The organism is Pseudodesulfovibrio thermohalotolerans (assembly GCF_021353295.2).
Taxonomy (GTDB): domain Bacteria; phylum Desulfobacterota; class Desulfovibrionia; order Desulfovibrionales; family Desulfovibrionaceae; genus Pseudodesulfovibrio; species Pseudodesulfovibrio thermohalotolerans.
On sequence record NZ_CP120635.1, the window covers coordinates 1,626,468 to 1,649,893 of the forward strand.

A 23,426-nucleotide genomic window follows, 5' to 3' on the forward strand; every position below is an offset into this window, starting at 1 on the left:
GCCTCCTTTGGGGGCCTGTTGAACTATCCGCGGTTCTCGCTTTCGATGAGCCCCTCTTCAATCCACCTATTCAATCCCTTGCTGAAAACACCTTTTACCGCCGGTCGATTGTTGAACCGCTTGGTCTTCATCCATCCAAGCTCTCCGTGGCGGTCAGACGTGTATGCCCCGGAAAGCGTGGACCCGATGACGAACACCACACTGTCAGTGTAGTCCCCGTATAATTCCAGGGCGTTGATATCGAGTCCGTAAATGCTGACGTCGATTTTCCCGGCTCCGCAGTTGTCGATGCAGTGGCTAAAGCAATCGTTGTGCTCGCGCAGACTCACTCCGCCATAGATAATGTCCTTGATGTAAGTGCTGGACGAATAGCCGTTGGGATGGTGAAACCGCATGTCCATGGTGTCCCATTCCTCGTCATAGCCAAGTCCCTGAAAATCTCCATTGATGCGCCGATCCATTTCTTCATCTCCTTGTTTCATGGGGTTTTCCCCGCCCCATGCCTAAGTTATTTCACATCAAAACGAGCAATTTCAACTGTTTACAATAATATTTTTTACGCTATAACCCAAACACAAAACACCCTGGCGCTGACCGGTTTTTGTTGATTTGGAAACGACAAAAAGCGGTAACACGAAAAAAAAGATTTTATGCGCTTGAAAAAGTGGTGGGGAATTGGGGAAATGGGAAAGGACAAGGAAAATGAAAAGAAAAAGGCCCCCGGAAAGGGGGCCTGAAGGAGGGCGCGACGGCTTGACGGGGATCAGTCGTCGGCCGGGGGGGACGTGGGAGACTTGTGGTCGGGGTCGCGAACGTGGCGGACGATCAGGAAATCGAAAAACTTGCTGCCGTGACCGTCGAGGCGATATTGTCCGGCGAGGAGGCGGAGGTGATGGCAGCGTGGCGATGTGTCGACCTCGTAATGCGGCTCACGGCCGCGAAGATACCCGCGAACTTTGACCGGATTTCCGCAGTAAATACAACGGGTTTTGATCGTTGCCGGGCCGTCGTTTGGGATTACTTTGCGGACCTCGGTCAGGTCGGGGAGGGCTTCAAAGCCGGTCATCTCGAAGCCGGCTTTGTAGACGGTCGCCGGCGTTACAATCGGCGATCGGAGGCATTTTTTTGCGAGTGCTTCATAGTGCTCGATCGCGTCGATTGATGCGACGCGACCGGTATATTTAGCGATATGACGGCCGTGAACGGTGTCGTCGAGGAGGCAGGTGGCAGAGGCGTCGGTCGTCAGGACGGCCGGGTGGCCAATATCATATCCAGGGAGGTCGTGAAAATGGACAGTGCCGTGGAGCTGGAGGATGCGAAGTTTTTGCATCAGGTCGACGATATTTTGGCCGTCCCAGAGGAGGTTTTGTGGGCGGATTCCGCCTGGGATCAGTCCCTGGCTTTTGAGATAGTTGACGGCGCATCCGAACTCGTTGACCGGCATCCCATGGGTTGAGATTGCAAGGTATCCTGACCGGATATTGATCTCTGCTGCGAGGTCTTCCGGGACGGAGAACAGTTCTGGCCATGAGCAATAGATCTCCTGCTGATAAGCGTCATGCTTGTCGATTTCCCCGTTTTCCAGCGCCCCTGGGCGGCGTGATTTTCGTATTAGTTTTTCCATAATTCCTTCCTCCTTTCTAAAAGTCGTCGACAGCCGCCCGGAGCATGTCGCCAAGATTTTTTTCTCGTTTCCGACCAGACAGCATTGCGCCGCTAAAAATATCGAAAACCAAGGCCCGTTTTTCAGAACGCTGAACAGCGTCGTTATGCGCTTTGACGATATACGCCGGAGCACCGTCGGCTGGTTCCCAAAGTTCAACTGGAAACGTGACGTAATGAAGTGAGCCACGGTCTGGCAGGAATTCGGCGACAATATCTCCGCTATCTTCGAGATAAAGTCGAATCCCCGAAAACAGTTCTGACATTGAATACCTTGCGGTGACACCGGCCCTGACCAACTCGGCGAAGATCGTCTCGTCGAGAACAACGTGTTTCCTGCTTATTTCGCACATAGTTAGCACTCCATGTTGGCAACTATTTCAAGAAGAGCGTCTTGGTTGTCGAACACCTCGTCACGAGACAGCGCGATCTCCTCCTGGACCTGCGGATCAGTGGTGATCAAAGCCGAAGTCGTATCGAACCAGGTAAACACCCGGCCAACATGCCTCCCACTCATGGGATCAAACGAAATCTGGAGATGGTAAAAGACGGCCCCAGGAACGGCGACCAACGTCTCGCTGATGACGAGATCGTCAACCGTCGGAAGCGCCGCAATCAGCGATCTGCGATCTTCTGCGGCGGCAATCCGCTCAACTTCAGCTTCCAAAAAATCTGATATCCGCATCAAACCCCCGTCGTTTGCGGTTACCGGCCAGGACTGGCCGACGAAGCCAAAGCATAGCTCGATTTCGTCGGGCGTCAACGAGAGAAAAGAAATAAAAAGAGGGAGTTAGACTCTTGTTAATCGGTGCGGGTGGTTATGATATTTGGCGGTGGCCAGGGGGTGGCACGGAGAGTGGAGGACGCTTCAGGTCTGGCCACCGAGAATGGCGGTTACACGATGGTTACACTGTTGTGCTTGTGTAACCGGCATGTGTAACCAAAGAAAAGGGCACTTACAACTTTATGCTGTAAGTGCCCGTAATCTCTGGTCGGGATGACTGGATTCGAACCAGCGATCTCTGCGTCCCGAACGCAGCGCTCTACCAGACTGAGCCACATCCCGATGCACGTGAGGAGAGGTGTTTAGCGTAGCCCTGATGAAAAGGCAAGGGAAAATTTCAATCAAAGTTAAGGTTGTGGACAAAGAGGCAAAAGCCACTTAAGGTCGGAAATTGAAAGACAAAATGACATCCTGCCGAGCCTGAATCGGTTGCTGGCGTACGTTTGCGGGGGATTTTCCGCAGTCCCGGGGGCTCCCCCGGGGGGTGGAAATTCGCAATATGCCGTTTTCCAAGGAGTTGCATACGTGATTAAAGTTCTCGTCGTTGATGATTCCGCATTCATGCGCAAGGCCATCAGCACGATGCTCGACAAGGACCCCGACATCTCCGTGGTGGGGGTGGCCCGCAATGGGCGGGAAGGGCTGGACATGGTGCGTCGGCTCGACCCGGATGTCGTGACCATGGACATCGAGATGCCCGAGATGGACGGTCTGACCGCCCTGCGGCACATAATGATGGAATCACCCCGGCCCGTGCTCATGGTCAGCTCCCTGACCACCGAAGGTGCGGAGTCCACCCTGAAGGCCATGGAGCTCGGCGCCGTGGACTTCATTCCCAAGCAGCTTTCCAAGGTGTCCCTCGACATCATCAAGATCGAGCGGGATCTCATCGAGAGGGTCAAGACCGTGGCCGCCAGGAAAATGCGCCACACCGCCGCTCGATCCGCCCGCAGGACGCCTCGGCCCGTGGCCGCGCCCCGGGTGGGCGGGCGTCCCCAGCGCGACGTGGTGGCCATCGGCGTTTCCACCGGCGGTCCGCCCGTGGTCCAGAAAATTCTTTCTTCGCTGCCCGCTGATTTCCCGGCCGGCATCGTTATCGCCCAGCACATGCCCGCTGCCTTTACCGGCCCGTTCGCGGCCCGACTCGACGGGGTAAGCAAAATCAAGGTCAAGGAAGCCGAGAGCGGCGACATCCTCAGGCCCGGCCACGCGTTTGTGGCTCCCGGCGGCAGGCATATCGTCCTCGATCAGAAGATCAGCCGCATTGAGATCGTGGTCACGGACGAGCCCGCCGAAGCCCTTTACAAACCCTCCGCCAACGTGCTTATCAGCTCGGTGGCCGAGGCTGTGGGGCGACGCGGGCTCGGCGTCATCCTGACCGGCATGGGCAACGACGGGTGCGAAGGCGTCCGCGATCTCAAGGCGAAGGGCGGGCGGGCCCTGGCCCAAAGCGATTCCACCTGCGTGGTCTACGGTATGCCGAAGGCCGTGGTGGAGGAGAACCTGGCGGACGAAATAGTGGATCTCGACGACATGGCCGAGTCCATTCTGGCTAATCTTTACAAGTAACAAACGACCCGCGAACCGGAAGGGGGGAGGTCTGACGTCATGGCGGATTGTACCGAATATTTGGCCTTGCTGAGCAGCGACAACAAGGAGATTGTCCGGGAGAGCGCCTTCAGGGCAGGCGAGGACAACTGTGTCGAGGCCGTGCCCAGGCTGGCCGAGCTGCTCAAGACCCATCATTTGGGCATCCAGGAGGCCGTGGACAGCTCCCTGCGCAAGATCGGCGGCCGGGAGACCGTGGGAGCGGTCATACCGCTGCTGCGCTCCGACGAGGCCTCCGTGCGCAATCTGGCCATGGACATCCTTCGCGAGGTGGGCAACCAGGACATGCCGTCGCTTATTGATCTGACCCTGGACGACGACCCGGACATCCGTATTTTCGTGGCCGATATTCTCGGCTCCACCGGGAGTCTCCTGGCGGTTCAGCCTCTTTGCGAGGCCCTGCTTGGCGATCCCGAGGTCAACGTTCGCTATCAGGCCGCCGTGAGCTTGGGCGAACTCGGCATGGAGGACGCCATTCCATGTTTGAATCAAGCCATCAATGACGAGGAGTGGGTTCAGTACTCCGTGATCGAGGCTCTGACCAAGATCGGGCATACCAGCTCGGTGGATGCCCTGGTCAAGGCCCTGGACGGCGCCTCCGATCTGGTCGCTTCCATGATAATCGATTCTCTTGGCGAGATGGGCAACGTCAAGGCCGTGACCATGCTCCTCAGGCGGATTGCCGATTCCCCCACGGCTCTGCGCAACAAGATCGTCAAAGCCATCGTCAAGATTCTCGGCGGCAAGTCCCTGACCCTGCTCAGCGATGAGGAACGGGAGCGGTTCAGGCAATACCTGCTGGTGGCTTTGCAGGATGAGGACGAGGAGATTCAGGACGCGGCCATTCAGGGACTGGCCTACGTGGGCGGCGAGGACGCTTCCGCAGGCATCCTCAGTATCGCCGGAAAGTTGGATCAGGATCGCGACCACGACCGGCTGGAGCTGATTATCGGTTTTCTGGCCCAGATCGGCCTGACCGAGGCGCTCAAGACCGTGCTGCTCGGCGAGGACCAGGACGAGGCCCGCGTGGCCGTGCAGGTTCTTTCCCATATCGCTCCGAATGCCTGCACCCTGGACAACTGTGTCTGCCAGGTGCTCATGGAGGCATTCTGGAAGGCCTCTCTGCCCGTGCAGCGGCAGATCGTCGGCGTAGTGGCCGCCAAGGGCGAGGAGCAGACAAAGGATTTCTTCATCAAGGTTCTCAACGAGCATCAGGACGGCACCGTGCTGAAGAGCGCGGTCTATCTGCTTGGCGAGAAGCTCAGGCTGCCCGAGGTGGTGGACCGGATTTTTCCGCTCATGGAGCATCAGTACGACGATGTGAAGGAGGCCGCGCTGGATGCGTGCATCGCCATCGGCGGCCCCGATGTTCAGGCCCATTTCCAGGAAATGTTCGGAAGTTCCGAGTCGATCAATCGGCTCATGGCCGCTTACGCCCTGGGCAAGCTCGGGCCCATGGAGAATCTTGATATCCTGACCCAAGCTGCGGAGGACGAGGTCCCGGACATCCGCAAGGTGGCCGTGGAGGCCCTGGCCGCTTCCGGCGGCGACGACGCGGTCTGGCGGCCCTTGGTCCTGCACCGGCTGTTTGACGAGAGCAAGGACGTTCGTTTGACGGTCGTTGAGATCATGGGACGCCACTATGACCGGGATATGGTCCCCCATCTTCTGGATGCCCTGAACGACGAGGACGACTGGGTCAAGATTCGGGCCATGGACGCCCTGGGCGAGCACGCCACTGTCGAGGCCGTCCCGCTCATGATCGACATGCTGGACAACTCCAATCGGTTCGTGGTCATGAAGGCTGTCGAAGCCCTTGGTAACATCGGCGGCAGCGAGGCCTTCGCGGCCTTGTTGGAAGTAACCAACCGCGACGAGTACGAACTGGTCAGCGCGGCCGAAGAAGCCATCTCCAAGATTCAGGAAATGTAGGAGCACTTCACAGGAATGTCGTCTCTCTTTTCGAAAACCATATCCCTCGGCAAGGAACTCAAGATCACGGATCAGGAGTTCTCCAATCTGCGGGATTTCATTTATGCCGAATGCGGCATCTATATCGCGGACAATCGCAAGTATCTGTTGGAAAACCGACTTGGGAACCGGCTCAAGAAGCTCAACCTGAAGAATTTCGACGAATACTACAATCTGCTTCGGTTCGACCCGGCCAAGGGTGCGGAGATGAAAAAGCTGTTCGAGGTCATCACCACCAACGAAACCAGCTTTTACCGCAACCCGCCCCAGTTGAAGGTCTTTCAGGAAGAGGTGCTGCCTCACGTCCTCGACTCTTGCCGGAAGAAGGGCAGGAGGCTTCGGTTGTGGTCGGCCGGTTGCTCGACCGGCGAGGAGCCCTATACCATCTCCATCATTCTTCGCGAGATGCTCAAGGCGGAACTCGCTTCCTGGGACATTCGCATCACCGCCAACGACCTTTCCGAACGGGTGTTGGAGTCGGCCCGGCGGGGAGTGTACAACGACTATACCCTGCGGACCGCGCCGGAGGAGATCGTCGCACGCTACTTCGACCGCGACAACGGACAGAACAAGATCAAGCCCGAGGTCAAGCGGCTCGTTAGCTTCGGGCAGATCAACCTCAAGGACCGGATGCAGCTCAGGCGTGTCGAACGTTCGCAGATAGTTTTCTGCCGGAATGTCATTATTTATTTCGATGACGAGATGAAAAAGCGGGTTATCAACGCCTTTTACGACAACCTGCTTCCGGGCGGTTATCTGGTCATCGGCCATTCCGAGTCGCTGCACAACATTACCCGTGCGTTCAAGCCCATTCACTATCCTGGTGCCATCATTTATCAGAAGGAGGAGTAGGACGTGTTCCGTGAAGGATTTGATGTGGTGACGCCTGCCGTGCTAATAAGGGGGAGTTATGCCTAAACATATTCTGATAGTGGACGATTCAAAAACCGTTAGGAACCTTGTGGCCTTCATCATGAAGAAGGAAGGTTTCAAGGTGACCACGGCCGAGGACGGACTGGACGGCCTGGAGAAGTTGTACAGCCTGTCCGAGGTGGATTTGATCGTGTCGGACGTGAACATGCCCCGCATGGACGGGCTGACATTCATCAAGACCGTCAGGGAACAGGCCGCGTACAGGGATATCCCCATCGTGGTGCTGTCCACCGAGGGCCAGGACAAGGATATCCAGACCGGATTGACCGTGGGCGCGAATCTGTACATGATCAAACCCGCCCAGCCGGAGAAACTTGTTCGAAACGTCAAGATGCTGCTGGGGTAGCCGTTTGTTTTTCAACGGCGTGACAATGCAATCGATGCGGCGGGCGAAAGGCCGAACGGCCGCACTGCCGCAAAAGGAATCTCGATGAGCCAGGACTTTCTCGATCCGGAAATCTTGTCCGATTTTTTCGCTGAAGCTAAAGAGCATTTGGAGACCATCGAGCCCAATCTGCTCGAACTGGAGAAGAGCCCGGACAACCTCGGCCTTCTCAACGAGATATTTCGGCCCATGCATTCCCTCAAGGGGGCGTCGGGCTTTCTCGGCCTGAACAAGATAAACGGGCTGGCCCACAAGGCCGAAAACATTCTGGATGAATTGCGCCAGGGCTCCATGCGGGTGACCGGTTCCATCATGGACCTGATCCTCTCGGCGACGGACGCCTTGCGGACCATGGTGGACAACCTGGAGACCAGCGGCGTCGAAGGGGATGTGGACACCGCGCCCATCATCGCGCGGATCGAGGCGGCGCTGCTTGGCGAGCTTCCGGAAGAGGGCGGCGTTGCGCCGGTCGAAGCCGGGGGCGAACCTGTCGTCGAAGCGCCTGTCATCGAGGCCGCCGCCAACCCAGAACCCGTACACCTTGAACCGGAACCCGTCATGACGGGCGAAGCCGGAGATGCCGATATGACCGCTTTTAATCCGCAGCCCGATCCTGATTTCGATCCTTCTCCCTATTCGCTGACAACCGTGGGCGAGGGGCATCTGGCCGACTTTCTTGAAGAGGCGCACGAGATCGTCGAGAATCTGAACCGATGCCTTCTGGCTTTGGAGGGCGATCCGGGCGGCAACGACGAACTTATCAACGATACATTCCGCTATTTCCACAACCTCAAGGGCAACAGCGGCATCATCGGGTTCAAGGAACTCAACTCCCTGACGCACGAAGCCGAAACCTTGTTGAACCGGGTTCGCAAAGGCGAGATCGCCTCCGGCCAGGGGCTTATCGATCTGCTCCTGGCGACCGTGGACCTCATCGAGGCTTTGGTGGGCAAGGTCGACTTGGAGAATGGTCGGGTGGAGCCGCTTGATACAAGCGTCATGGTTCAGGTCCTTCGGAAGGTTACCGAGGACGGCAGCGTGGACGCAGTGGCCGGAGCCGTGCCTGTGGGCAGGCAAGCCGGCGAGGCGGTTGCCGAATCTGCCGGGGAAGCCGGGGCCTCGAAGTCAGCCCCTGTCGCCGAGTACGATCCCGAGGATGTGACCCTGTTCATCCAGACCATCGAGCAGCAGTTCGAAGCCGTGACGGTCGCCTTCCGGCTTCTTCGTGAGGATTCCGGGCAGAAGGATATCATCGACGGCCTGTACAGGGCTTTTCAGACCATCCAGAATTCCACGGGTTACATGGGATTCGACGAGATCAAGGAATACGCGGCCCGGACGGTGGGGCTGGTGGATCAGGCCCGCAACTCGGACATGGATTTTTCACTGATGCTCGACATCCTGGAGCAAGAGTACGCCATCCTTCGGGTATGATTATGGCGGCCATCAAAACTTTGCCCGGCGACCCCGAGATTGAAGCCTCGCAGGAGCCTGTTTCCGGGACCGAGCCCAAGCCTGTCGAGGCCGTTGTTTCGGCTTCGGAACCTGCCATAGCGGCGGAATCCGCACCGGTGCGGACTTCCGAGCCCCGTGCCGAGGCCAAGCCCGCTCCGGTCGAGCGGCCCACGGCCAAGTCGCAAGGCGAGCCCGTTCCCGCGGCAAGGAACGCCGCGTCCATGGTTCCGGCCAAGAATGGCGGTGCTCAGCCTCCGGTCAAGCCCAAGGCGTCAAGCACGATCCGCGTGGACCATCACAAGCTGGATCACCTCATGAACGTCATCGGCGAGCTCATCATCAACCGCAACCGCTACGCCATGCTTGCCCGCGCTTTGGAAGAAGGGCAGGAGGACGTGCACGTGGTGGCGCAGCAGCTCACCGAGACCACATACGCCATGGCCCGCATTTCCGACGACCTGCAGGATACGATCATGAAGGTCCGTATGGTGCCGGTGCAGACCGTCTTTTCCCGCTTCCCCCGTCTGGTTAGGGACTTGAGCCGCAAGTCCGGCAAGCAGGTGGAATTGATAATGGAAGGCGAGGAGACCGAGTTCGACAAGTCCGTGGTGGAGGAAATCGGCGATCCGCTGGTTCACCTGGTCCGCAACGCTGTCGACCATGGCCTTGAGGACGAGGAGACCCGTATCGCGGCGGGCAAGAAGCCCAAGGGCCACGTTTGGCTCCGCGCCTACCACAAGGGCAATTCCGTGGCCATTGAAGTGGAGGACGACGGCAGGGGCATGGACCCGGAAAAGCTCCGCCAGGTGGCTGTGCGCAAGGGGGTCATCACCCCGGAAGAGGCCAATGCCATGGATGACCGCGAGGCGCTGGACCTCATCTTCGCGCCGGGCTTCTCCTCCGCCGAGAAGGTCACCGACATTTCGGGGCGCGGCGTGGGCATGGATGTGGTCAAGACCAATATCAAGAACCTCAAGGGCAGCGTGAACACCCAGTCCGAGGTGGGCAAGGGCAGCAAGCTGACCCTGACCCTGCCGCTGACTCTGGCCATCATCGACGCGCTTATGGTTCAGGTGGCGGGCGACACCTTCGCCATTCCCTTGGACGCCGTGTCCGAGACCACCAAGATCGAGGTGGAAAAGCTCTCCGACATCAACAATCGCAAGGCCGTCACCCTGCGGGGCGAGGTCCTCGGTATCGTCGAGCTGGCTGAACTGCTCGACATGCCCCGGTCCATGGACGAGCGCGATGTTCTGCCCATGGTCGTCATCCAGGATAACGACCGGCGGCTCGGCTTGGTCGTTGACCGGCTCCTCGAAAGGCAGGAGATCGTCATCAAGCCGCTTGGCCAGTATCTTAACAATTTCAATCTCAAGGGGCTGTCCGGCGCGACCATCATGGGCGACGGCTCGGTAGTCCTCATTCTCGATCCGCACGAAATCTACAGCCTCTCCACACAACTCGGCCGCAGGGAGCCGCTTGTCGTGGCCGGGGCCGTTTCGGGCCGTTAAAAAGAACCTCCTGCTGCAGGAGGACGGAAGAGGGAAAGCCCGCAAGGGGTTTTCCCTCTTTTCTTTTTGGGATTATGGCCATGCATATCCGGCGTTGGAAGCGTCGGTATTATGGAGTCTCAACGGTTTCGGCTGTCGGTCGGAGCGCATGAAAAAAGGCCGGGGAGTGATCGCTCCCCGGCCTTCTTGTCGTCTTGCGCCGTTCGGTTACATCATGGTCACGAAGTTGATGAACAGGGTGACGTTGAGGGCGTGCATGACCCAGAACAGGGCTACCGCCAGGAAGGCCAGACCCTTGAGGCGCAGAGGGGATTCGCTACGGCCCATGAACAGCCAGATGAAGGCGCAGATCGCGCCGATGGCGACCAGCGCGACCCAGACGAAGGCGAGCGGGGTCCCCAAGACAAGGGTTTTGACGTCTTCGGGCAGCCTGGAAAAGAGCCAGCCCTGGCAGGCCAGGAAACCGATCATGGGCAGCAGAGACCAGCGGGCGGCGATGCGCAGGGCGAAATTGTAGTAGTCGCGTCCGAAGTCGTCCTTTTTCCTGCGGACGATGACGTAGGCGAGGCTCAGCGCGGCGGCGGCCGACAGGAGGAGCAGGGCGTACATGGCCGACATGGGCAGGGCGAGGATGGTCGTGCTGGACAGGGCGTCCACGGCGGGTTCGGCCTGTGAGAAATTGATGGCCAGCTTGGCCGGGAGGATGATGGCCAGCCCGATGAAGGCGCCCAGAGAGGCCAGTATTCCAAGAGCGATGTGGGCCGCCTTGGCGTTGCGCAGCTTTTTCCAGGTCAGGAAATAGATTAGTCCGGCGACCACGAACACACCCAGGGCGGTCAGGCCGTTGAAGAAGGGCGAACCGGGAGTTATGTAGGCGGCGTAGAGTTCAGGGAACCTGGTTATGGTGATGCCCATGGAGGCCCCGCAGATGAGAATCAGGGCAATGGTCAGGATAAGGCCCATACCTGCGGTTTGTTGGCCGTATTTGTCGAAGAAGACCTTTTTCCGGGTCTTGGCGGTGAGTTCCGCCAGGAGGGCGATGGCCGGGCTGCCAAGAGCGGCCATGCAGAGTAGGCTGAAAAAGGCGGGGGCCAGCATGTAGCCGACGAGAACCAGGGTTTCTTGGGTGTTCATTATCGATGGACTCCGGTAGGGTTGCCGAGGCGAGACCGTGCCCCGTGGGCGTTTTTTTGCCTGAAAAACGTGTTGCGCGCAAGGGCGCATTTTCCGGGCTAAATGGACGTGGCCTATCTGATTCCTTGCAAAAAATCAGTGTATCGCCTATTGCCTATGAAACGTCCAAACAAGACTGCGCGGAGATTCCTGCTGATGAAATGCCTGAAACTTCTTCTGGTTGCTTTGACCTGTCTGCCGTTGGTCGCCTGCGCCGCTACCGGCAAAAACGCCGGGACCGAGGCGGCGAGCACGGAGTGGCGCATTCAGAGTCTTGAAGAGAGCTTCCTCAATTTCCGCGAGCAACAGCGAAAGATGGCCGACGAGGACGCCTTGGAACGTCGAAAGCTCGAAGAGCGCATTGCCGCCGCCGAGGTCGAATTGGCCACACTGCGCACAGGTCAAGCCGGGAGCGTTGCCGCATCGGCCGAAGACACATCCGGCGATGCCCCTTGGGCCGAGGATCTCAAGCCCGATGAAAACGGTTGGGTGGAAGGCGTCAAGCCCGTGGAGGAGGGAACGTCCGCTGTGAAAAGCGACGCGGAGCAGCCGTGGGCCAAGGTGCCCGGACCTGCCCAGACATCGCCCGAATCCGAGACAAAGGCTTCCGTCCCGGCCAAAGCGGCGTCCAAGGCCGCTTCGAAACCGACTCCCAAGCCCGCGCCTGCATCGGATCCAAAGACTCTTTATGAGCGGGGATATGCCCGGTACAATGCCGGCGACTATGCCGGGGCGCGGACCGTTTTTGATGATTTCGTGGCCCGGTACCCGAACGACAAGCTCGCGGCCAATGCTTTGTACTGGAAGGGGGAGACCTACTATTCCGAACGGAATTATCCCCAGGCCATCCTGGCTTTCAAGGAAGTCACGGGCAAGTTCCCCAAACACGACAAGGCCGCTGCGGCTTTGCTCAAGATCGGCATGTCTTATGACCGGGTGGGCGACCCGGACAACGCGATTTTCTACCTGCGCGCGCTGGTAGAGGACTTCCCCAAGTCCTCTGCCGCCGGGCTTGGCCGCAAGGAGTTGGCCAGGCTGGGCGGCTAATCCGCCGTCCCGCCCAGGCGTGTCCGAGGGCCGGTTTCCCTGTCCGGGAACCGGCCTTGTCGTTTCCGAAGAGGTTTGGCTGGGTTTATGGACCTGCAACGAGAATTCTTCGCCTGTCTGGCTCTCAAGCACACCCCGGGGGTAGGGGCCAAGGTCTGGCGCGAGCTTTTTACCGTCTATCCGAGCGCGTACGACGCCGTGCAGGACGCGGCCTCCTGGCATGACCGGGAGTTGTCGTCTCGTGCCCAGGCCAGGGCCTGTGCACGGGAAGTTTGGCGCGAGAAGGCCGAGACGGAGTTTCGGGAGGCCCGGCGGCTGGATATGGACGTGGTCACCTGGTTCGATCCCCGGTTTCCCGCTTCCCTCAAGGAAATTCCCGATCCCCCGGCCCTGCTTTACGTGCGCGGAGACACGACCCTGCTGGGCAATCCCGGCGTGGCCGTGGTCGGAGCCAGGGAGTGTACCCGCCTCGGCCTGGAAACCGCCGGGAAGATCAGCGCGCAGCTTTCTAGGATAGGCATTACGGTTATTTCCGGCCTGGCGCTCGGCATTGACAGGCAGGCCCACCTGGGCGGCCTCAAGGGTGTCGGGTCCTCCATAGCGGTGCTCGGCTGCGGCCTGGATGTGGACTATCCCCAGGGCAACCGTGATGTGCGCCGCGAACTTTACGGCAAAGGCCTTGTCGTCAGCGAGTTCGCTCCGGGGATGGAGCCGCGCGGCAGGCATTTCCCGGTGCGCAACCGGCTTATCAGCGGGTTGTCGCTCGGCGTGTTGGTGGCGGAAGCCGCCCATAACAGCGGTAGTTTGATTACCGCCCGGTTGGCAGGCGAGCAGGGCAAGGACGTCTTCGCTGTTCCGGGGCCCCTCGGCCAACCGACTTTTACGGGTTGCCATAGGCTTATCAAGCAGGGAGCGGCGCTTGTGGAATCCGCTTCGGATATCGTCGAGATTTTGCGTTTCGATTTCGCCCGCGAGTTGGCCGAAGTCCCTGATCCCGATCCCGATGCCGAGGACACGGGGGTTGACGTGGCCCGTGCCGTGGTCAAAAAGAAGAAAGCGTCCGCTGTGCCGGATGGCGGCGGGGAGCGGAAGCCTCGGAAGCGGCCGCCCTTGGCGGAACGGGAGGCGATGGTTTTGAGTGCGGAGGAGAGTCGGATCATGGATCTTCTCAATGCCGCCGACAAGATGCACATAGATGCCCTGGGGCGGGAGCTTGGCTGGGATTCGGCCACGGTCAGCCGCGTGCTTCTTATATTGGAAATGCGCGGTGCGGTGAGTCAACTGCCCGGTATGTGGTATCTTGCCCGTGAAGAATAATTATTTGGGGATAGTATGGATTGGAAATTACTCGCAACCACCTTTGGCACGCTGTTCGTGGCCGAGCTCGGAGACAAGACGCAGCTTGCCTGTATGCTCATGACGGCCAAGACCCAGAAACCCTGGACCGTGTTTCTCGGCTCGTCCCTGGCGCTGGTCCTGGTCAGTTTTCTCGGAGTCATGTTCGCACAGTTCGTCTGCCAGTATATTCCGCCCGAGATCATCAAGAAGATTGCCGCCGTGGCTTTTGTGGTCATGGGTTGTTTGATTTTCTTTGATAAGATTTGATTAAGCGGGGTTGTGGGACGCGCGGCCGCAGTGTATTTGGATTATCGAGGCCGCAGTCCTCGCAATGAGTCGCCATGCAGAAAATACCCATCAATCTCGCAGCACCCGGCATGAAGCTGGCCAAGCCCGTCACCAAGGAGGGGGGCATGACCATCATGGCCGAAGGTATGGAACTGACCGAAAGCCTCATTTCACGGCTTGAGGCCATGAAAATCGAGCGTATTACCGTGCAGGGCCATCCCGTGGAAATGGGCGGGGCCGGTGCCGGAACGCGCTGGGGCGAGCGGCGGGATCGTCTGGACCACCTTTTCAGGCGGTATTCTGGCGATAAGTGGATGACGCGGGTCAAGGAGCGTATGCGTCAGTATTTCCAGATCAAGGCCGCCGCTCAGGAAGCGAAGATAAAGACTGCGCAACAGCCGGACGTTGCCGGGGAAGGGGAGTCTTCCGAAAAAGGCGGAGAGGGCGCATGAGCATGGACGACGATCTCAAAACCCGGATCAAGGGCGAGATATTGCAGGTCAAGGATCTGCCGACCCTGCCGCAGGTGCTGGACAAGGTAACTCGGCTGGTGGAGGACCCCGACGCATCGAGCGAAGCCATCGCCAAGGTCATCGCCACAGACCAGGTCCTTTCCGCCAAGGTCCTCAAGATGGTTAACTCGCCCATCTACGGTTTCCCCGGACGTATCAGTTCCATTCAGCACGCCCTGGTGCTGCTCGGTTTCAACGTCGTGCGTGGCATCATTATTTCCACCTCGGTCTTCGACATGATGGTTCAGGCCATGAAGGGGCTGTGGGAGCACTCCCTCGGCTGCGCCACGGCCTGCAACATCATTGCCCGCCGGGCCGGTTTCGAGGACCCGGAGGAGTATGCCGTTGCCGGGTTGCTTCACGATTTGGGCAAGGTGGTCACCGCCGTGCAGCTTCCGGACACCCATGCGGCCATTCTGAAGGCGGTCGAAGCCAAAAATCTGAATTACTTTCAGGCCGAGAAGGACGTGCTCGGCTTCGGTCACGACCGCATCAACGCCTGGCTTGCCCGCCATTGGGGGCTGCCGCCGAATATTCGCGAGGCCATGACCCGCCATCATGCCCCGCAACTGGCCGAGTTCTACAAGCCCATGTCCTGCGTGGTCCATATCGGTGATTTCCTCGTTCGGCTTCTGGAGTTCGGCAACGCCGGGGACGACCAGACCGCCTACCTTCGTCCCGAGGCCCTTATCGAACTCAAATTCCGCATGAGCGACCTGGACAAGGTCATGGACGAGATGGCCGGACAGCTCCTCGAAGTCTCGGACCTGACCTTCTGATACAGCCCCGGGCATGTAACTGCGAGTCGCCTCTTGCACGGTTCGCATTCCCTCGGTTTGCGTCTCCCGGAACAGATTATTCCCGTTCCGAAACCAACATCCATTCCGTCTGCTGGTCGGCGGATTTCCGCCGATACATCTTTGTAGGTACGTAAAGAACGCATCATTTCCGTCTCGAAATGCCGTCTATTTTCGACGGAACAGGCGTGGTTTTTTTCGTGGATTACAATCGTTGAGGACATATTGGTTGAGTGGTCAATCAATCATGGCGGGCAGTTGTGAAAGGCCGTGTTTGCGATAGGGCGGGAGTTTTTTATGTCGAGGCGGCCCATACGTGTCGACTGTGTCGGCCATTGGCGTTTTGTCGCCGAGGTCTTTTTCGAATCGGCTGATTTCAGCCGACTAAAAAAGCTGTCATCCCGGCTGGTTCCAAATGATCCCGGTTTTTCCCTTTGATGACGGGCATGGCATGTCTGTTGCTCTCGGCTTTGTGGTTTCAGGTGTCAAAAGGGGCATGAAACCGACTGCGCGGCATGGTGCGGGTTCCCTGAACCCGTTGTTGGGGCAAGCGTATCCCTGATGCGTCGGCGCGCATGGCGGCCGCCTCTTTCCCCTTCGGGGGAGTTCAAGATGAGCGTAAACCGCGAGCGAGGAGCAATGAGTAGCAAGTTGAATAGCGGCGATAGGGCGGCTTACATCGGTTTTTTCGTAGGTCCGTTGGTTTTTGTGAGCATGTTGTTGCTGCCTCCGCCTTCGGGATTGAATATTCAAGCCTGGCGCGTGGCGGCGGTAACGGCCTTGATGGCCATTTGGTGGGTGACGGAGTCCATTCCGATTCCGGCCACCTCCCTGCTTCCCATTGCGCTTTTCCCGCTGCTCGGGATCATGAAGTCGAGCGCGGCAACATCGCCGTACGGCAACCATTTAATCTATCTTTTCATGGGCGGTTTCTTTCTGGCCGTGACCATGGAACGCTGGAACCTGCATAAGCGGGTCGCCATCCATACCATACGGCTGGTGGGAGCCAGTCCGGGGCGAATGGTGCTCGGATTCATGATCGCAACGGGCTTTTTGTCCATGTGGGTATCCAACACGGCCACCACCATGCTCATGATTCCCATCGGCCTGGCCGTCATCAAGCAGGCCACCGGCTTTGACGCGGGCATGATAAAGGCTTGTTCCTCCACCGGGCCGGAATCCAATTTCGGCAAATGTCTGATGCTCGGCATTGCCTATTCCGCTTCCATGGGCGGCGTCGCCACGATCATCGGCACCCCGGCCAATACCGTCATGGTGGGCATGATGGAGAAAATGTACGGCGTCCAGATCGGCTTCGGCCAGTGGATGCTGTTCGGGCTTCCGTTGGGCGTGAGCATGATGGCCGTCGCCTGGGTTTTGATGACCCGCGTGTTGTTTCCCATGGACGGCCTCGTCCTGACCGGCAGCGAGGAGATCATTGAAAGCGAGCTCCGCGCGCTCGGGCCGATGAAGCCTGAGGAAAAGCGGATCATCGCGGTCAGTTCCTTTGTCGCCATTTGCTGGCTCAGCCGCGGGTTTCTGGAAAAACTTTCGTTTATCAACGATTTTTTCCCGGATTTCAGTTTTGTGCATGACACCACCATCGGCATTATCGGCGCCTTGCTGATGTTCGCCATCCCAACCAACCTGCGCAAGAAGCAGTTCCTTCTGGACTGGCAGACCGCCGTTAAGATTCCCTGGAACGTGATCCTGCTTTTCGGCGGCGGGTTGGCCATCGCCAATGGATTCGCGAAAACCGGGCTGGCCGCCTACATCGCGTCGCTGTTGACCGGCCTGGACGGGTTGAACCTGATGCTGTTCGTGGCGATTGTGGTCTGGCTGACCACCCTGTTGACGGAAAGCACCTCCAATACCGCCACGGCCACGCTCCTGGTGCCTATCATGGGGGCTGCTGCTATCGCCCTTGGCGTGCACCCGTACGCCACCATAGTGGGCGCGGCCGTGGCGGCCTCCTTTGCCTTCATGCTGCCGGTGGCGACACCGCCCAACGCCGTGGTCTTCGGCAGCGGTTGTATCTCCGTCGGCCAGATGGTCAGGACGGGCATATGGTTGAATATGATCGGTACGGTCATGATTACGCTGTTCGTCCTTTATTTCCTGCCCATCGTATGGGGTATCGACCTCCACACCCTGCCGGAGTGGGCGGTAATCATAAAATAAGGATTCGCCTTCGGGGAAGTGAGCAGCTCCGGAGGAAGCCAATCAGGCGCGCCCCCTCTGCCCAACGGCGGAGGGGGTTTGTTTTGACCTCCCAGGCGGGTGGTGCTAGGTTCTCCATATGACCAATACCCTTGGAGATTCGCTGTTTCAACGCAAACAGACCGCCTTTCTGCTTTCTCCCGACAAGTCCCTGTCCGAGCTGTTGCAACGGCTCTGGTCACCGGATGTTTTGGAGTTTCGGGTTTTCGACAGGGGGGCGAGGGCCATTGAGCTCATGTTTACCGATCCGCCGGACCTGTTGGTGGTGGATGATAGGCTGACGGATATCTCCGGCCGCCAGGTCGCCAATCTGGTCAAGAGCGAGAATGTTTACCGTCAGCTCCCTGTTGTCCTGTGTCTGGACGCCGTCGAAGGAGAGGAGCCCTGGAACTGGAATCAGCTTGAGGTGGACGATTTTCTGGTGCGTCCTCTCGATCCCGCCGAGGTGCGCAATCGCATCAACCTGACCCTTTGCCGGGCCATGCGCGCACTGGACGCCAATCCCCTGTCCAAGCTGCCGGGCAACACCTCCATTATTCAGCGCATCCAGCAGCTCATCGACTCCGGCGACGACTTTGCCCTGGCCTATTGCGATCTCGACTATTTCAAGTCCTACAACGACAAGTACGGCTTTTCGCGCGGCGACGAGGTGCTCATGATGGCCGCGCGGGTCATCGTCAACACCATCCGCAGCTACCAGGGCGTGTCGAGTTTTGTCGGGCACGTGGGCGGCGACGACTTCGTGTTCATTCTGCCCTCGGACAAGGCCGAGGACGCCTGTAAACGGATTATCAAGGCATTTGACCAGATCGTTCCGCATTTTTACGATCCCGAGGACCGCAAGCGCGGCAATATCACTTCCGTTGACCGCGAGGGCAAGACCAAGGTATTTCCGCTTATGGCCATCTCACTGGCCGTGGTGGTCAACACCGGCGGACGTATCGGGCATTACGGCGAGGTCTCGTCCATCGCCGTGGAATTAAAGAAAAAGGCCAAGGAAGTCCCGGAGAGCAGCTATGTCATCGACCGGCGCAAATCCTGACGCTCGCGGCGAATTCGTTCGTGGATTCCTCGCCTACCTCGAAGTGGAGAAGGGCTATTCCCCGGCGACCATCCGTTCGTACGCCACCGACCTGGACCAGTTCCAGGCGTTTCTTTCGGAACGCAAGGCAACCCTGGAGCGGCCTGCCCGGGTTAATCGCGATCATGTTCGCGGCTTTTTGGCCGAGTTGCATCGAAGGCGGATCACCAAGACCTCCATGGGGCGAAAACTTTCGAGCCTGCGGGCCTATTTCAAGTATCTTCTGCGCCACAAGATCATAGCCAAGGACCCCATGGCGGGCATTCGCAATCCCAAGCAGGAGAAGCGGCATCCGCAGATGCTCAATGTGGATCAGGCCGTCTCCCTCATGGAGGCGAAGGTGGACCCGGACCCGGAAGGTCTGCGCGACATAGCCCTGGCCGAGGTGCTCTACGGCTCGGGCCTGCGTATCAGCGAGGCCATCGGCCTGGATCTCAACGATGTGGATTCCGACGTCATCCGCGTCACCGGCAAGGGGAACAAGGAGCGCATAGTGCCCCTGTCCGATGCGGCGGTGGAGCGCATTCGCCGCTACATGGGCCAGCGTCACGCCTTTCTCGGGGAGAACTATGCCGAGCAGGCCCTGTTTCTCAGTTCCCGCGCGGGCAAACGGCTCGACCGGCGGCAGGCCAACCGCATTGTGGCCAAGCTCGCCAAGCTCGCCGGGCTTCCGCAGGATGTGCATCCGCATATGCTGCGTCACAGCTTCGCCACGCATATGCTTGAGGCCGGGGCCGATTTGCGCAGTGTGCAGGAATTGCTTGGGCATGAGAATCTGACCACCACCCAGAGATATACGCATCTGGACATGCAGCGCATCATGCAGGTATACGATCACGCGCACCCGCTGGCAGGCGGCGGCGACACCGACACCAACGAAGACTAACGGAGACATCAATGGAGAATCCCCTGGTCCTTCTGGAAACCCCGGAAGGCGAAATTCTTATCGAGCTTTTCCCGGACAAGGCCCCGAAAACGGTCGAGAATTTCCTCAACTACGTGGACGATGAATTCTACGACGGTACCCTGTTTCACCGGGTCATCAAGGGGTTCATGATTCAGACCGGCGGCCTGACTTTTTCCATGGAGGAGAAGGAGACCCGCGCTCCCATCGAGAACGAGGCTACCAACGGCCTGAAGAATCTCAAGGGAACCGTGGCCATGGGACGGTTGCCCGAGCCGCACAGCGCCACGTCCCAGTTCTACATCAACGTGGCCGACAACGCGGACCTGGACCACACCGGAACGGATGACGAGAACTTCGGTTACTGCGTGTTCGGCGAGGTTGTCGACGGCATGAACGTGGCCGAAAAGATCAGCAAGACCCGCACCCGCTCCTACCAGGGCTTTGACGATGTCCCGGTGGACCCGGTTTCCATCATTACCGCCCGCCGGTTCGAGTAGAAAAGGGCTCCTCATTTTAAGGGAGCTATACTGTTACCTTTCCACCTACGCGGAAGAACCCCGCGAAGCGAAAAAGCCGCGCCGCAGGCGCATACAAGGGATACAAGGGGGCGAGCCCTTGCCCGCCGGAGGCGAAATCACCCGACGATTGCCGCGAAGCGGCTTTCAAACCTGATTTCCCTCTCCGGTAATAAAGAGGGGCGTTCCCTTTTTTAAAGCATCCTCAAGACGGCAGTGGGGTGGTGACAAGCCGGTCGTGCGTGCACAACACAGTCAAAGGCGTCAGAAAACGAAAAAGGGGCCGCCCATTGGGCGGCCCCTTTACTTATTCAACAGTAATCGGTGTCTACTTGTTCAGGGCTTGCTTGAGGCGGCGTTCGGCCTCTTCCTTGGTGTCCTGAAGCATCTTGCCGACATCCTGGTATTTGCGCTCGGCGTCCTCGCGCAGATCGGTCATCAGTTCCTTGACGGTGATGATCTTGTCCACGAGATAGGCATTGGCTCCGGCAAAGGCGAAGCCGTTTTTGAGCTTGCCCTTGTAGGCGTTCACCAGAGCCTGTGCAATGCAGTAGGGGGAATTGTCCTCGGCGCAGGAGTGCAGGCATTTGTGCACGCACTTCTTGGGGTGCTTGAGTCCGGCGGACACGGCGTCGAGGAAACCGTTCCTGATGGCGCGGCCGGGCATCCCCACAGGGCTCTTGATGATGGTGACGTCTTCGGCCTTGGCGTTGACGTAGGCCTGCTTGAAGGCTTCGTCCGCGTCGCATTCCTTGGTGGCCACGAAACGGGTGCCCATCTGGACGCCGGATGCGCCCATTTCGAGGAAGCGGGCGATGTCCTCGCCGGTGTAGACGCCGCCGGCCGCGATGACCGGGATCGGCTTCTGGTGCTTTTCGCGGTAGGGGGCCACGGCCTCGACCACCTGGGCCAGGATCTTTTCCAGTTGGTATTCGGGGTCGTTGATCTGTTCGGCCTTGAAACCGAGGTGACCGCCCGCCTTGGGGCCTTCGACGACGAAACCGTCGGGCAGGTAATTGAATTTGTTGGCCCACTTGCGGCACAGGATGGAGGCTGCGCGGCCCGAGGAGACGATGGGCACGAGCTTGGTGCGCAGTTCTTCCTTCATCTCGTCGGAGACTTCGCGCAGGTAGCTCGGCAGATCGAGGGGCAGGCCCGCTCCGGAGATGATAATGTCCACCTTTTCGCGGATGGAGGTGCGGACCATGTCGCCGTAGTTGGTCAGGGCGCACATGATGTTCACGCCCAACAGGCCGTCGGTCATCTTGGACCGTGCCTTGCGGATTTCGTCAATGAGGCTGCGGCGATCGGCCCCTTCGGGGTCCTTGGCGCGTTGAGGATCGCGCATACCGATCATGGATGTGGCGATGACGCCTACGCCGCCTTCGTTGGCCACGGCGCTGGCCAGTCCGGACAGGGAGATGCCAACGCCCATGCCGCCCTGGATGATGGGCAGTCGTGCGGTGACATCACCGAAATTGAGACTGGGTAATTTCATTATATGTACCTCTCATAGTGCTGATGATTACAAGTCCATTGCGCTGAATCCGTGTTCAAGTCAAGGCAAACAGGTGTTTCAAATGGGTGTCATGAATTTATGACGTGCTCTTTGACCACTAGTTCGGCGAAATACATGGAACTGGTGAAGGCCGGGGAAATCGAGTTGAGAATATGGACGCTGTTCCGCGCCTTTTCGATGACGAAATCCATGACGAGCTGGTTCGTCCTGATGTCCACGAGCTGCGGCCGGATGCCAGCCTTGGCGGATGGGAGCATGTCCTCGGGCCTGAGTTCCTTGACCAGCCGGGCCGCGTCCTTGAAGAAGTGCCGGAAGAAGTATTTGCGCGGTTCTTCCAAGGCGATGGCCCTGAATTTGGGGTTTTCCAGGAACAAGCGCATGTCGCGGAAGAGGATTGCCGGAATTTCCGTGTCCACTCCCCGGAGGATACCGTAGTTTTCGCGACCGAAGGCGGGGATGGCCGTGGGGCCGACATAGACGTCGCCGTGTACGCTGCGGGTGAAGTGTACGCCCAGGAACGGGTTCTTGATGTTCGGGACCGGGTAGATGGACCCCTTGATCCTGTCGGCGGCCGGTTTGGCGAGCTTGCGGTAGATGCCTTTGAACGGGAGCAGGCGGTAGTTCTCGGCGATGCCGAAGGCCTGCGCCACCTTGTCGCTGTAGGCTCCGGCCGCGTTGATGAACAACTTGTGACCGATGTCGCCCTGGCTGGTGGATATGATGTTCGGCCCGGTTGCGCCGGTGAAGCGGGTGTTGAAGAAAAAGCGGACCTTTCCGCTCGTCTCCAGTTCCTCGCGCAGGGCTTCGAGCACGCGTTTGGGATCGACCACGCTGGTCAGGGGCGAATACAGGGCTCGGTCCACGGTGCGCGCGTTGGGCTCGATTTCGGCCAACCGCCTTTCGTCGATCATTTCCACGGTGCCGCCGTTGGCCGTGGCCCGTCGCAGCAGCTCGTCCAGAACTCCTTTTTCGTCCTCGGTCCTGGCCACGATGACCTTGCCCGACTTGAAGAGGGGCAGCCTCTTTGCTTCGCAGAAGGCCTTCATACGCCGGTTGCCTTCAAGGCACATTTCGGCCTTGAGTGTGCCCGGATCGTAATAGATGCCCGCGTGGAGCACGCCGCTGTTGCGGCCCGAGGCGTGCCTGCCCTGCGCGGGTTCCTTGTCGAAGACGATGATGTCGTCGCATCCGGCCCTGACCAGCTCGCGGGCGATGGTCAGTCCGAGGATGCCCGCTCCGCAAATGACGGTGTGCGCCGAATACATCGATCTATTCCTTGCTCAGCAGGGAAACTCCCCTTCGGGTGTTTTGTTTGCGGAGCAGGTCCGTGCCCACTATTTCCATGACCACGACTTCGCCTACCAGCCAGACGTCCAGGCCCGGGCGGATGCAGCCGGTCAGGGTTTCGCCGTCGCGGCCAAGGGCCGCGTGCATGTGCAGGACGGGTTCGCCCGACTCGTCCGGGAACAGGGTGCCCAGTCCGATCACTTCGCGGGCTCCTTGTACCGGACAGAGGATGGGGTCGATGACCAGGGCCTTGCCGTCCTTGGGGCCGGACACCACGTTGCCCTTGTCCGCGCCGCCGATGAGGGTACACAGGGCGGCCTTGATATCGTGTTCACGGGCGAATTCTTCGAGGCAGCCCGGGAGCCGCTCTCCATTTTCCAGGCGCAGGGTGAAAACCCTGCCCACATTGCCTTGGCTGTACTGCATGGGAAAA

The 23,426-nt window shown here is 59.1% G+C and carries 21 protein-coding genes, 1 tRNA gene and 1 pseudogene; 14 read left to right on the forward strand and 9 right to left on the reverse strand.

Features of this window, described 5'->3' with window-relative positions:
- Positions 1-23 precede the first annotated feature (23 nt).
- From LF599_RS07630 to LF599_RS07650, 5 genes are all read right to left on the reverse strand, one after another.
- Complete coding sequence (locus LF599_RS07630; protein WP_269943120.1) at positions 24-482, reverse strand: hypothetical protein; 459 nt, start codon at positions 480-482, stop codon at positions 24-26.
- 281 nt (positions 483-763) lie between these two features.
- Entirely contained in the window at positions 764-1,624 is an 861-nt protein-coding gene (locus LF599_RS07635; protein ID WP_279522875.1) for a hypothetical protein, read from the reverse strand.
- Between the two features lie 16 nt (positions 1,625-1,640).
- Positions 1,641-2,015: a hypothetical protein gene (locus tag LF599_RS07640; protein ID WP_279522876.1), complete on the reverse strand. Its 375-nt coding sequence runs from the start codon at positions 2,013-2,015 to the stop codon at positions 1,641-1,643.
- Positions 2,016-2,017: 2 nt separating this feature from the next.
- A complete protein-coding gene (locus LF599_RS07645; protein WP_279522877.1) occupies positions 2,018-2,347 on the reverse strand; it encodes a hypothetical protein in 330 nt (109 codons plus the stop codon).
- Positions 2,348-2,651: 304 nt separating this feature from the next.
- Positions 2,652-2,728, reverse strand: a tRNA-Pro gene (locus LF599_RS07650).
- 243 nt (positions 2,729-2,971) lie between these two features.
- On the opposite strand from LF599_RS07650, the gene LF599_RS07655 reads away from it, so the two are divergent.
- From LF599_RS07655 to LF599_RS07675, 5 genes and pseudogenes are all read left to right on the forward strand, one after another.
- Positions 2,972-4,015: a protein-glutamate methylesterase/protein-glutamine glutaminase gene (locus tag LF599_RS07655; RefSeq protein WP_279522878.1), complete on the forward strand. Its 1,044-nt coding sequence runs from the start codon at positions 2,972-2,974 to the stop codon at positions 4,013-4,015.
- A gap of 39 nt (positions 4,016-4,054) precedes the next feature.
- Positions 4,055-5,986, forward strand: a complete 1,932-nt coding sequence (locus tag LF599_RS07660; protein WP_279522879.1) for a HEAT repeat domain-containing protein — start codon at positions 4,055-4,057, stop codon at positions 5,984-5,986.
- A gap of 15 nt (positions 5,987-6,001) precedes the next feature.
- Entirely contained in the window at positions 6,002-6,877 is an 876-nt protein-coding gene (locus tag LF599_RS07665) for a CheR family methyltransferase (protein WP_279522880.1), read from the forward strand.
- Between the two features lie 58 nt (positions 6,878-6,935).
- Positions 6,936-7,304: a response regulator gene (locus tag LF599_RS07670; protein WP_071546983.1), complete on the forward strand. Its 369-nt coding sequence runs from the start codon at positions 6,936-6,938 to the stop codon at positions 7,302-7,304.
- 84 nt (positions 7,305-7,388) lie between these two features.
- Positions 7,389-10,309: pseudogene (locus LF599_RS07675) on the forward strand (Hpt domain-containing protein).
- A 207-nt stretch (positions 10,310-10,516) separates the two neighbouring features.
- On the opposite strand, the gene LF599_RS07680 reads toward LF599_RS07675, so the two are convergent.
- Entirely contained in the window at positions 10,517-11,443 is a 927-nt protein-coding gene (locus tag LF599_RS07680) for a hypothetical protein (RefSeq protein WP_279522881.1), read from the reverse strand.
- A gap of 195 nt (positions 11,444-11,638) precedes the next feature.
- Between LF599_RS07680 and ybgF the strand changes: the two genes are divergently transcribed.
- From ybgF to LF599_RS07725, 9 genes are all read left to right on the forward strand, one after another.
- Positions 11,639-12,529, forward strand: a complete 891-nt coding sequence (ybgF, locus tag LF599_RS07685; RefSeq protein WP_279522882.1) for a tol-pal system protein YbgF — start codon at positions 11,639-11,641, stop codon at positions 12,527-12,529.
- Between the two features lie 87 nt (positions 12,530-12,616).
- Entirely contained in the window at positions 12,617-13,846 is a 1,230-nt protein-coding gene (dprA, locus tag LF599_RS07690) for a DNA-processing protein DprA (protein WP_279522883.1), read from the forward strand.
- A 15-nt stretch (positions 13,847-13,861) separates the two neighbouring features.
- Positions 13,862-14,134 carry a TMEM165/GDT1 family protein gene (locus tag LF599_RS07695; protein ID WP_269943131.1) on the forward strand — a complete coding sequence of 91 codons (273 nt, stop codon included), beginning with the start codon at positions 13,862-13,864 and terminating at the stop codon, positions 14,132-14,134.
- Positions 14,135-14,208: 74 nt separating this feature from the next.
- Positions 14,209-14,607, forward strand: coding sequence for a hypothetical protein (locus LF599_RS07700; protein WP_279522884.1), 399 nt, complete (start codon positions 14,209-14,211; stop codon positions 14,605-14,607).
- Positions 14,608-14,609: 2 nt separating this feature from the next.
- Positions 14,610-15,446, forward strand: a complete 837-nt coding sequence (locus tag LF599_RS07705; protein WP_279523087.1) for an HDOD domain-containing protein — start codon at positions 14,610-14,612, stop codon at positions 15,444-15,446.
- Between the two features lie 657 nt (positions 15,447-16,103).
- Complete coding sequence (locus tag LF599_RS07710; RefSeq protein ID WP_279522885.1) at positions 16,104-17,645, forward strand: SLC13 family permease; 1,542 nt, start codon at positions 16,104-16,106, stop codon at positions 17,643-17,645.
- Positions 17,646-17,763: 118 nt separating this feature from the next.
- Positions 17,764-18,726 carry a GGDEF domain-containing protein gene (locus LF599_RS07715; protein WP_279522886.1) on the forward strand — a complete coding sequence of 321 codons (963 nt, stop codon included), beginning with the start codon at positions 17,764-17,766 and terminating at the stop codon, positions 18,724-18,726.
- Entirely contained in the window at positions 18,701-19,651 is a 951-nt protein-coding gene (xerC, locus tag LF599_RS07720; protein ID WP_269943134.1) for a tyrosine recombinase XerC, read from the forward strand. The genes LF599_RS07715 and xerC overlap by 26 nt, the downstream gene beginning before the upstream one ends.
- Before the next feature lie 11 nt (positions 19,652-19,662).
- Entirely contained in the window at positions 19,663-20,169 is a 507-nt protein-coding gene (locus LF599_RS07725) for a peptidylprolyl isomerase (RefSeq protein ID WP_279522887.1), read from the forward strand.
- A gap of 346 nt (positions 20,170-20,515) precedes the next feature.
- Here the strand turns inward: LF599_RS07725 and LF599_RS07730 are convergent, their stop codons facing one another.
- The 3 genes from LF599_RS07730 to LF599_RS07740 all read right to left on the reverse strand — a co-directional run bounded on the left by LF599_RS07730 (position 20,516) and on the right by LF599_RS07740 (position 23,419).
- Entirely contained in the window at positions 20,516-21,685 is a 1,170-nt protein-coding gene (locus tag LF599_RS07730; RefSeq protein ID WP_279522888.1) for an NAD(P)H-dependent flavin oxidoreductase, read from the reverse strand.
- 89 nt (positions 21,686-21,774) lie between these two features.
- Complete coding sequence (gene lhgO / locus LF599_RS07735; RefSeq protein ID WP_279522889.1) at positions 21,775-22,971, reverse strand: L-2-hydroxyglutarate oxidase; 1,197 nt, start codon at positions 22,969-22,971, stop codon at positions 21,775-21,777.
- A 4-nt stretch (positions 22,972-22,975) separates the two neighbouring features.
- Positions 22,976-23,419 (reverse strand): PPC domain-containing DNA-binding protein, encoded by a 444-nt coding sequence (locus LF599_RS07740; protein WP_279522890.1) that lies wholly within the window; start codon positions 23,417-23,419, stop codon positions 22,976-22,978.
- Positions 23,420-23,426 lie beyond the last annotated feature (7 nt).

Bases quoted from the DNA above. Each gene is read 5' to 3' on its own strand.
- LF599_RS07680 (WP_279522881.1), bottom strand. From the start codon at position 11,443: ATGAACACCCAAGAAACCCTGGTTCTCGTCGGCTACATGCTGGCCCCC.
- LF599_RS07635 (WP_279522875.1), bottom strand. From the start codon at position 1,624: ATGGAAAAACTAATACGAAAATCACGCCGCCCAGGGGCGCTGGAAAAC.
- LF599_RS07665 (WP_279522880.1), top strand. From the start codon at position 6,002: ATGTCGTCTCTCTTTTCGAAAACCATATCCCTCGGCAAGGAACTCAAG.
- LF599_RS07660 (WP_279522879.1), top strand. From the start codon at position 4,055: ATGGCGGATTGTACCGAATATTTGGCCTTGCTGAGCAGCGACAACAAG.
- LF599_RS07710 (WP_279522885.1), top strand. From the start codon at position 16,104: ATGAGTAGCAAGTTGAATAGCGGCGATAGGGCGGCTTACATCGGTTTT.
- LF599_RS07730 (WP_279522888.1), bottom strand. From the start codon at position 21,685: ATGAAATTACCCAGTCTCAATTTCGGTGATGTCACCGCACGACTGCCC.
- LF599_RS07695 (WP_269943131.1), top strand. From the start codon at position 13,862: ATGGATTGGAAATTACTCGCAACCACCTTTGGCACGCTGTTCGTGGCC.
- LF599_RS07700 (WP_279522884.1), top strand. From the start codon at position 14,209: ATGCAGAAAATACCCATCAATCTCGCAGCACCCGGCATGAAGCTGGCC.
- xerC (WP_269943134.1), top strand. From the start codon at position 18,701: ATGTCATCGACCGGCGCAAATCCTGACGCTCGCGGCGAATTCGTTCGT.
- lhgO (WP_279522889.1), bottom strand. From the start codon at position 22,971: ATGTATTCGGCGCACACCGTCATTTGCGGAGCGGGCATCCTCGGACTG.
- LF599_RS07645 (WP_279522877.1), bottom strand. From the start codon at position 2,347: ATGCGGATATCAGATTTTTTGGAAGCTGAAGTTGAGCGGATTGCCGCC.
- LF599_RS07715 (WP_279522886.1), top strand. From the start codon at position 17,764: ATGACCAATACCCTTGGAGATTCGCTGTTTCAACGCAAACAGACCGCC.
- LF599_RS07670 (WP_071546983.1), top strand. From the start codon at position 6,936: ATGCCTAAACATATTCTGATAGTGGACGATTCAAAAACCGTTAGGAAC.
- LF599_RS07640 (WP_279522876.1), bottom strand. From the start codon at position 2,015: ATGTGCGAAATAAGCAGGAAACACGTTGTTCTCGACGAGACGATCTTC.
- LF599_RS07630 (WP_269943120.1), bottom strand. From the start codon at position 482: ATGAAACAAGGAGATGAAGAAATGGATCGGCGCATCAATGGAGATTTT.
- LF599_RS07725 (WP_279522887.1), top strand. From the start codon at position 19,663: ATGGAGAATCCCCTGGTCCTTCTGGAAACCCCGGAAGGCGAAATTCTT.
- LF599_RS07740 (WP_279522890.1), bottom strand. From the start codon at position 23,419: ATGCAGTACAGCCAAGGCAATGTGGGCAGGGTTTTCACCCTGCGCCTG.
- ybgF (WP_279522882.1), top strand. From the start codon at position 11,639: ATGAAATGCCTGAAACTTCTTCTGGTTGCTTTGACCTGTCTGCCGTTG.
- LF599_RS07705 (WP_279523087.1), top strand. From the start codon at position 14,610: ATGGACGACGATCTCAAAACCCGGATCAAGGGCGAGATATTGCAGGTC.
- dprA (WP_279522883.1), top strand. From the start codon at position 12,617: ATGGACCTGCAACGAGAATTCTTCGCCTGTCTGGCTCTCAAGCACACC.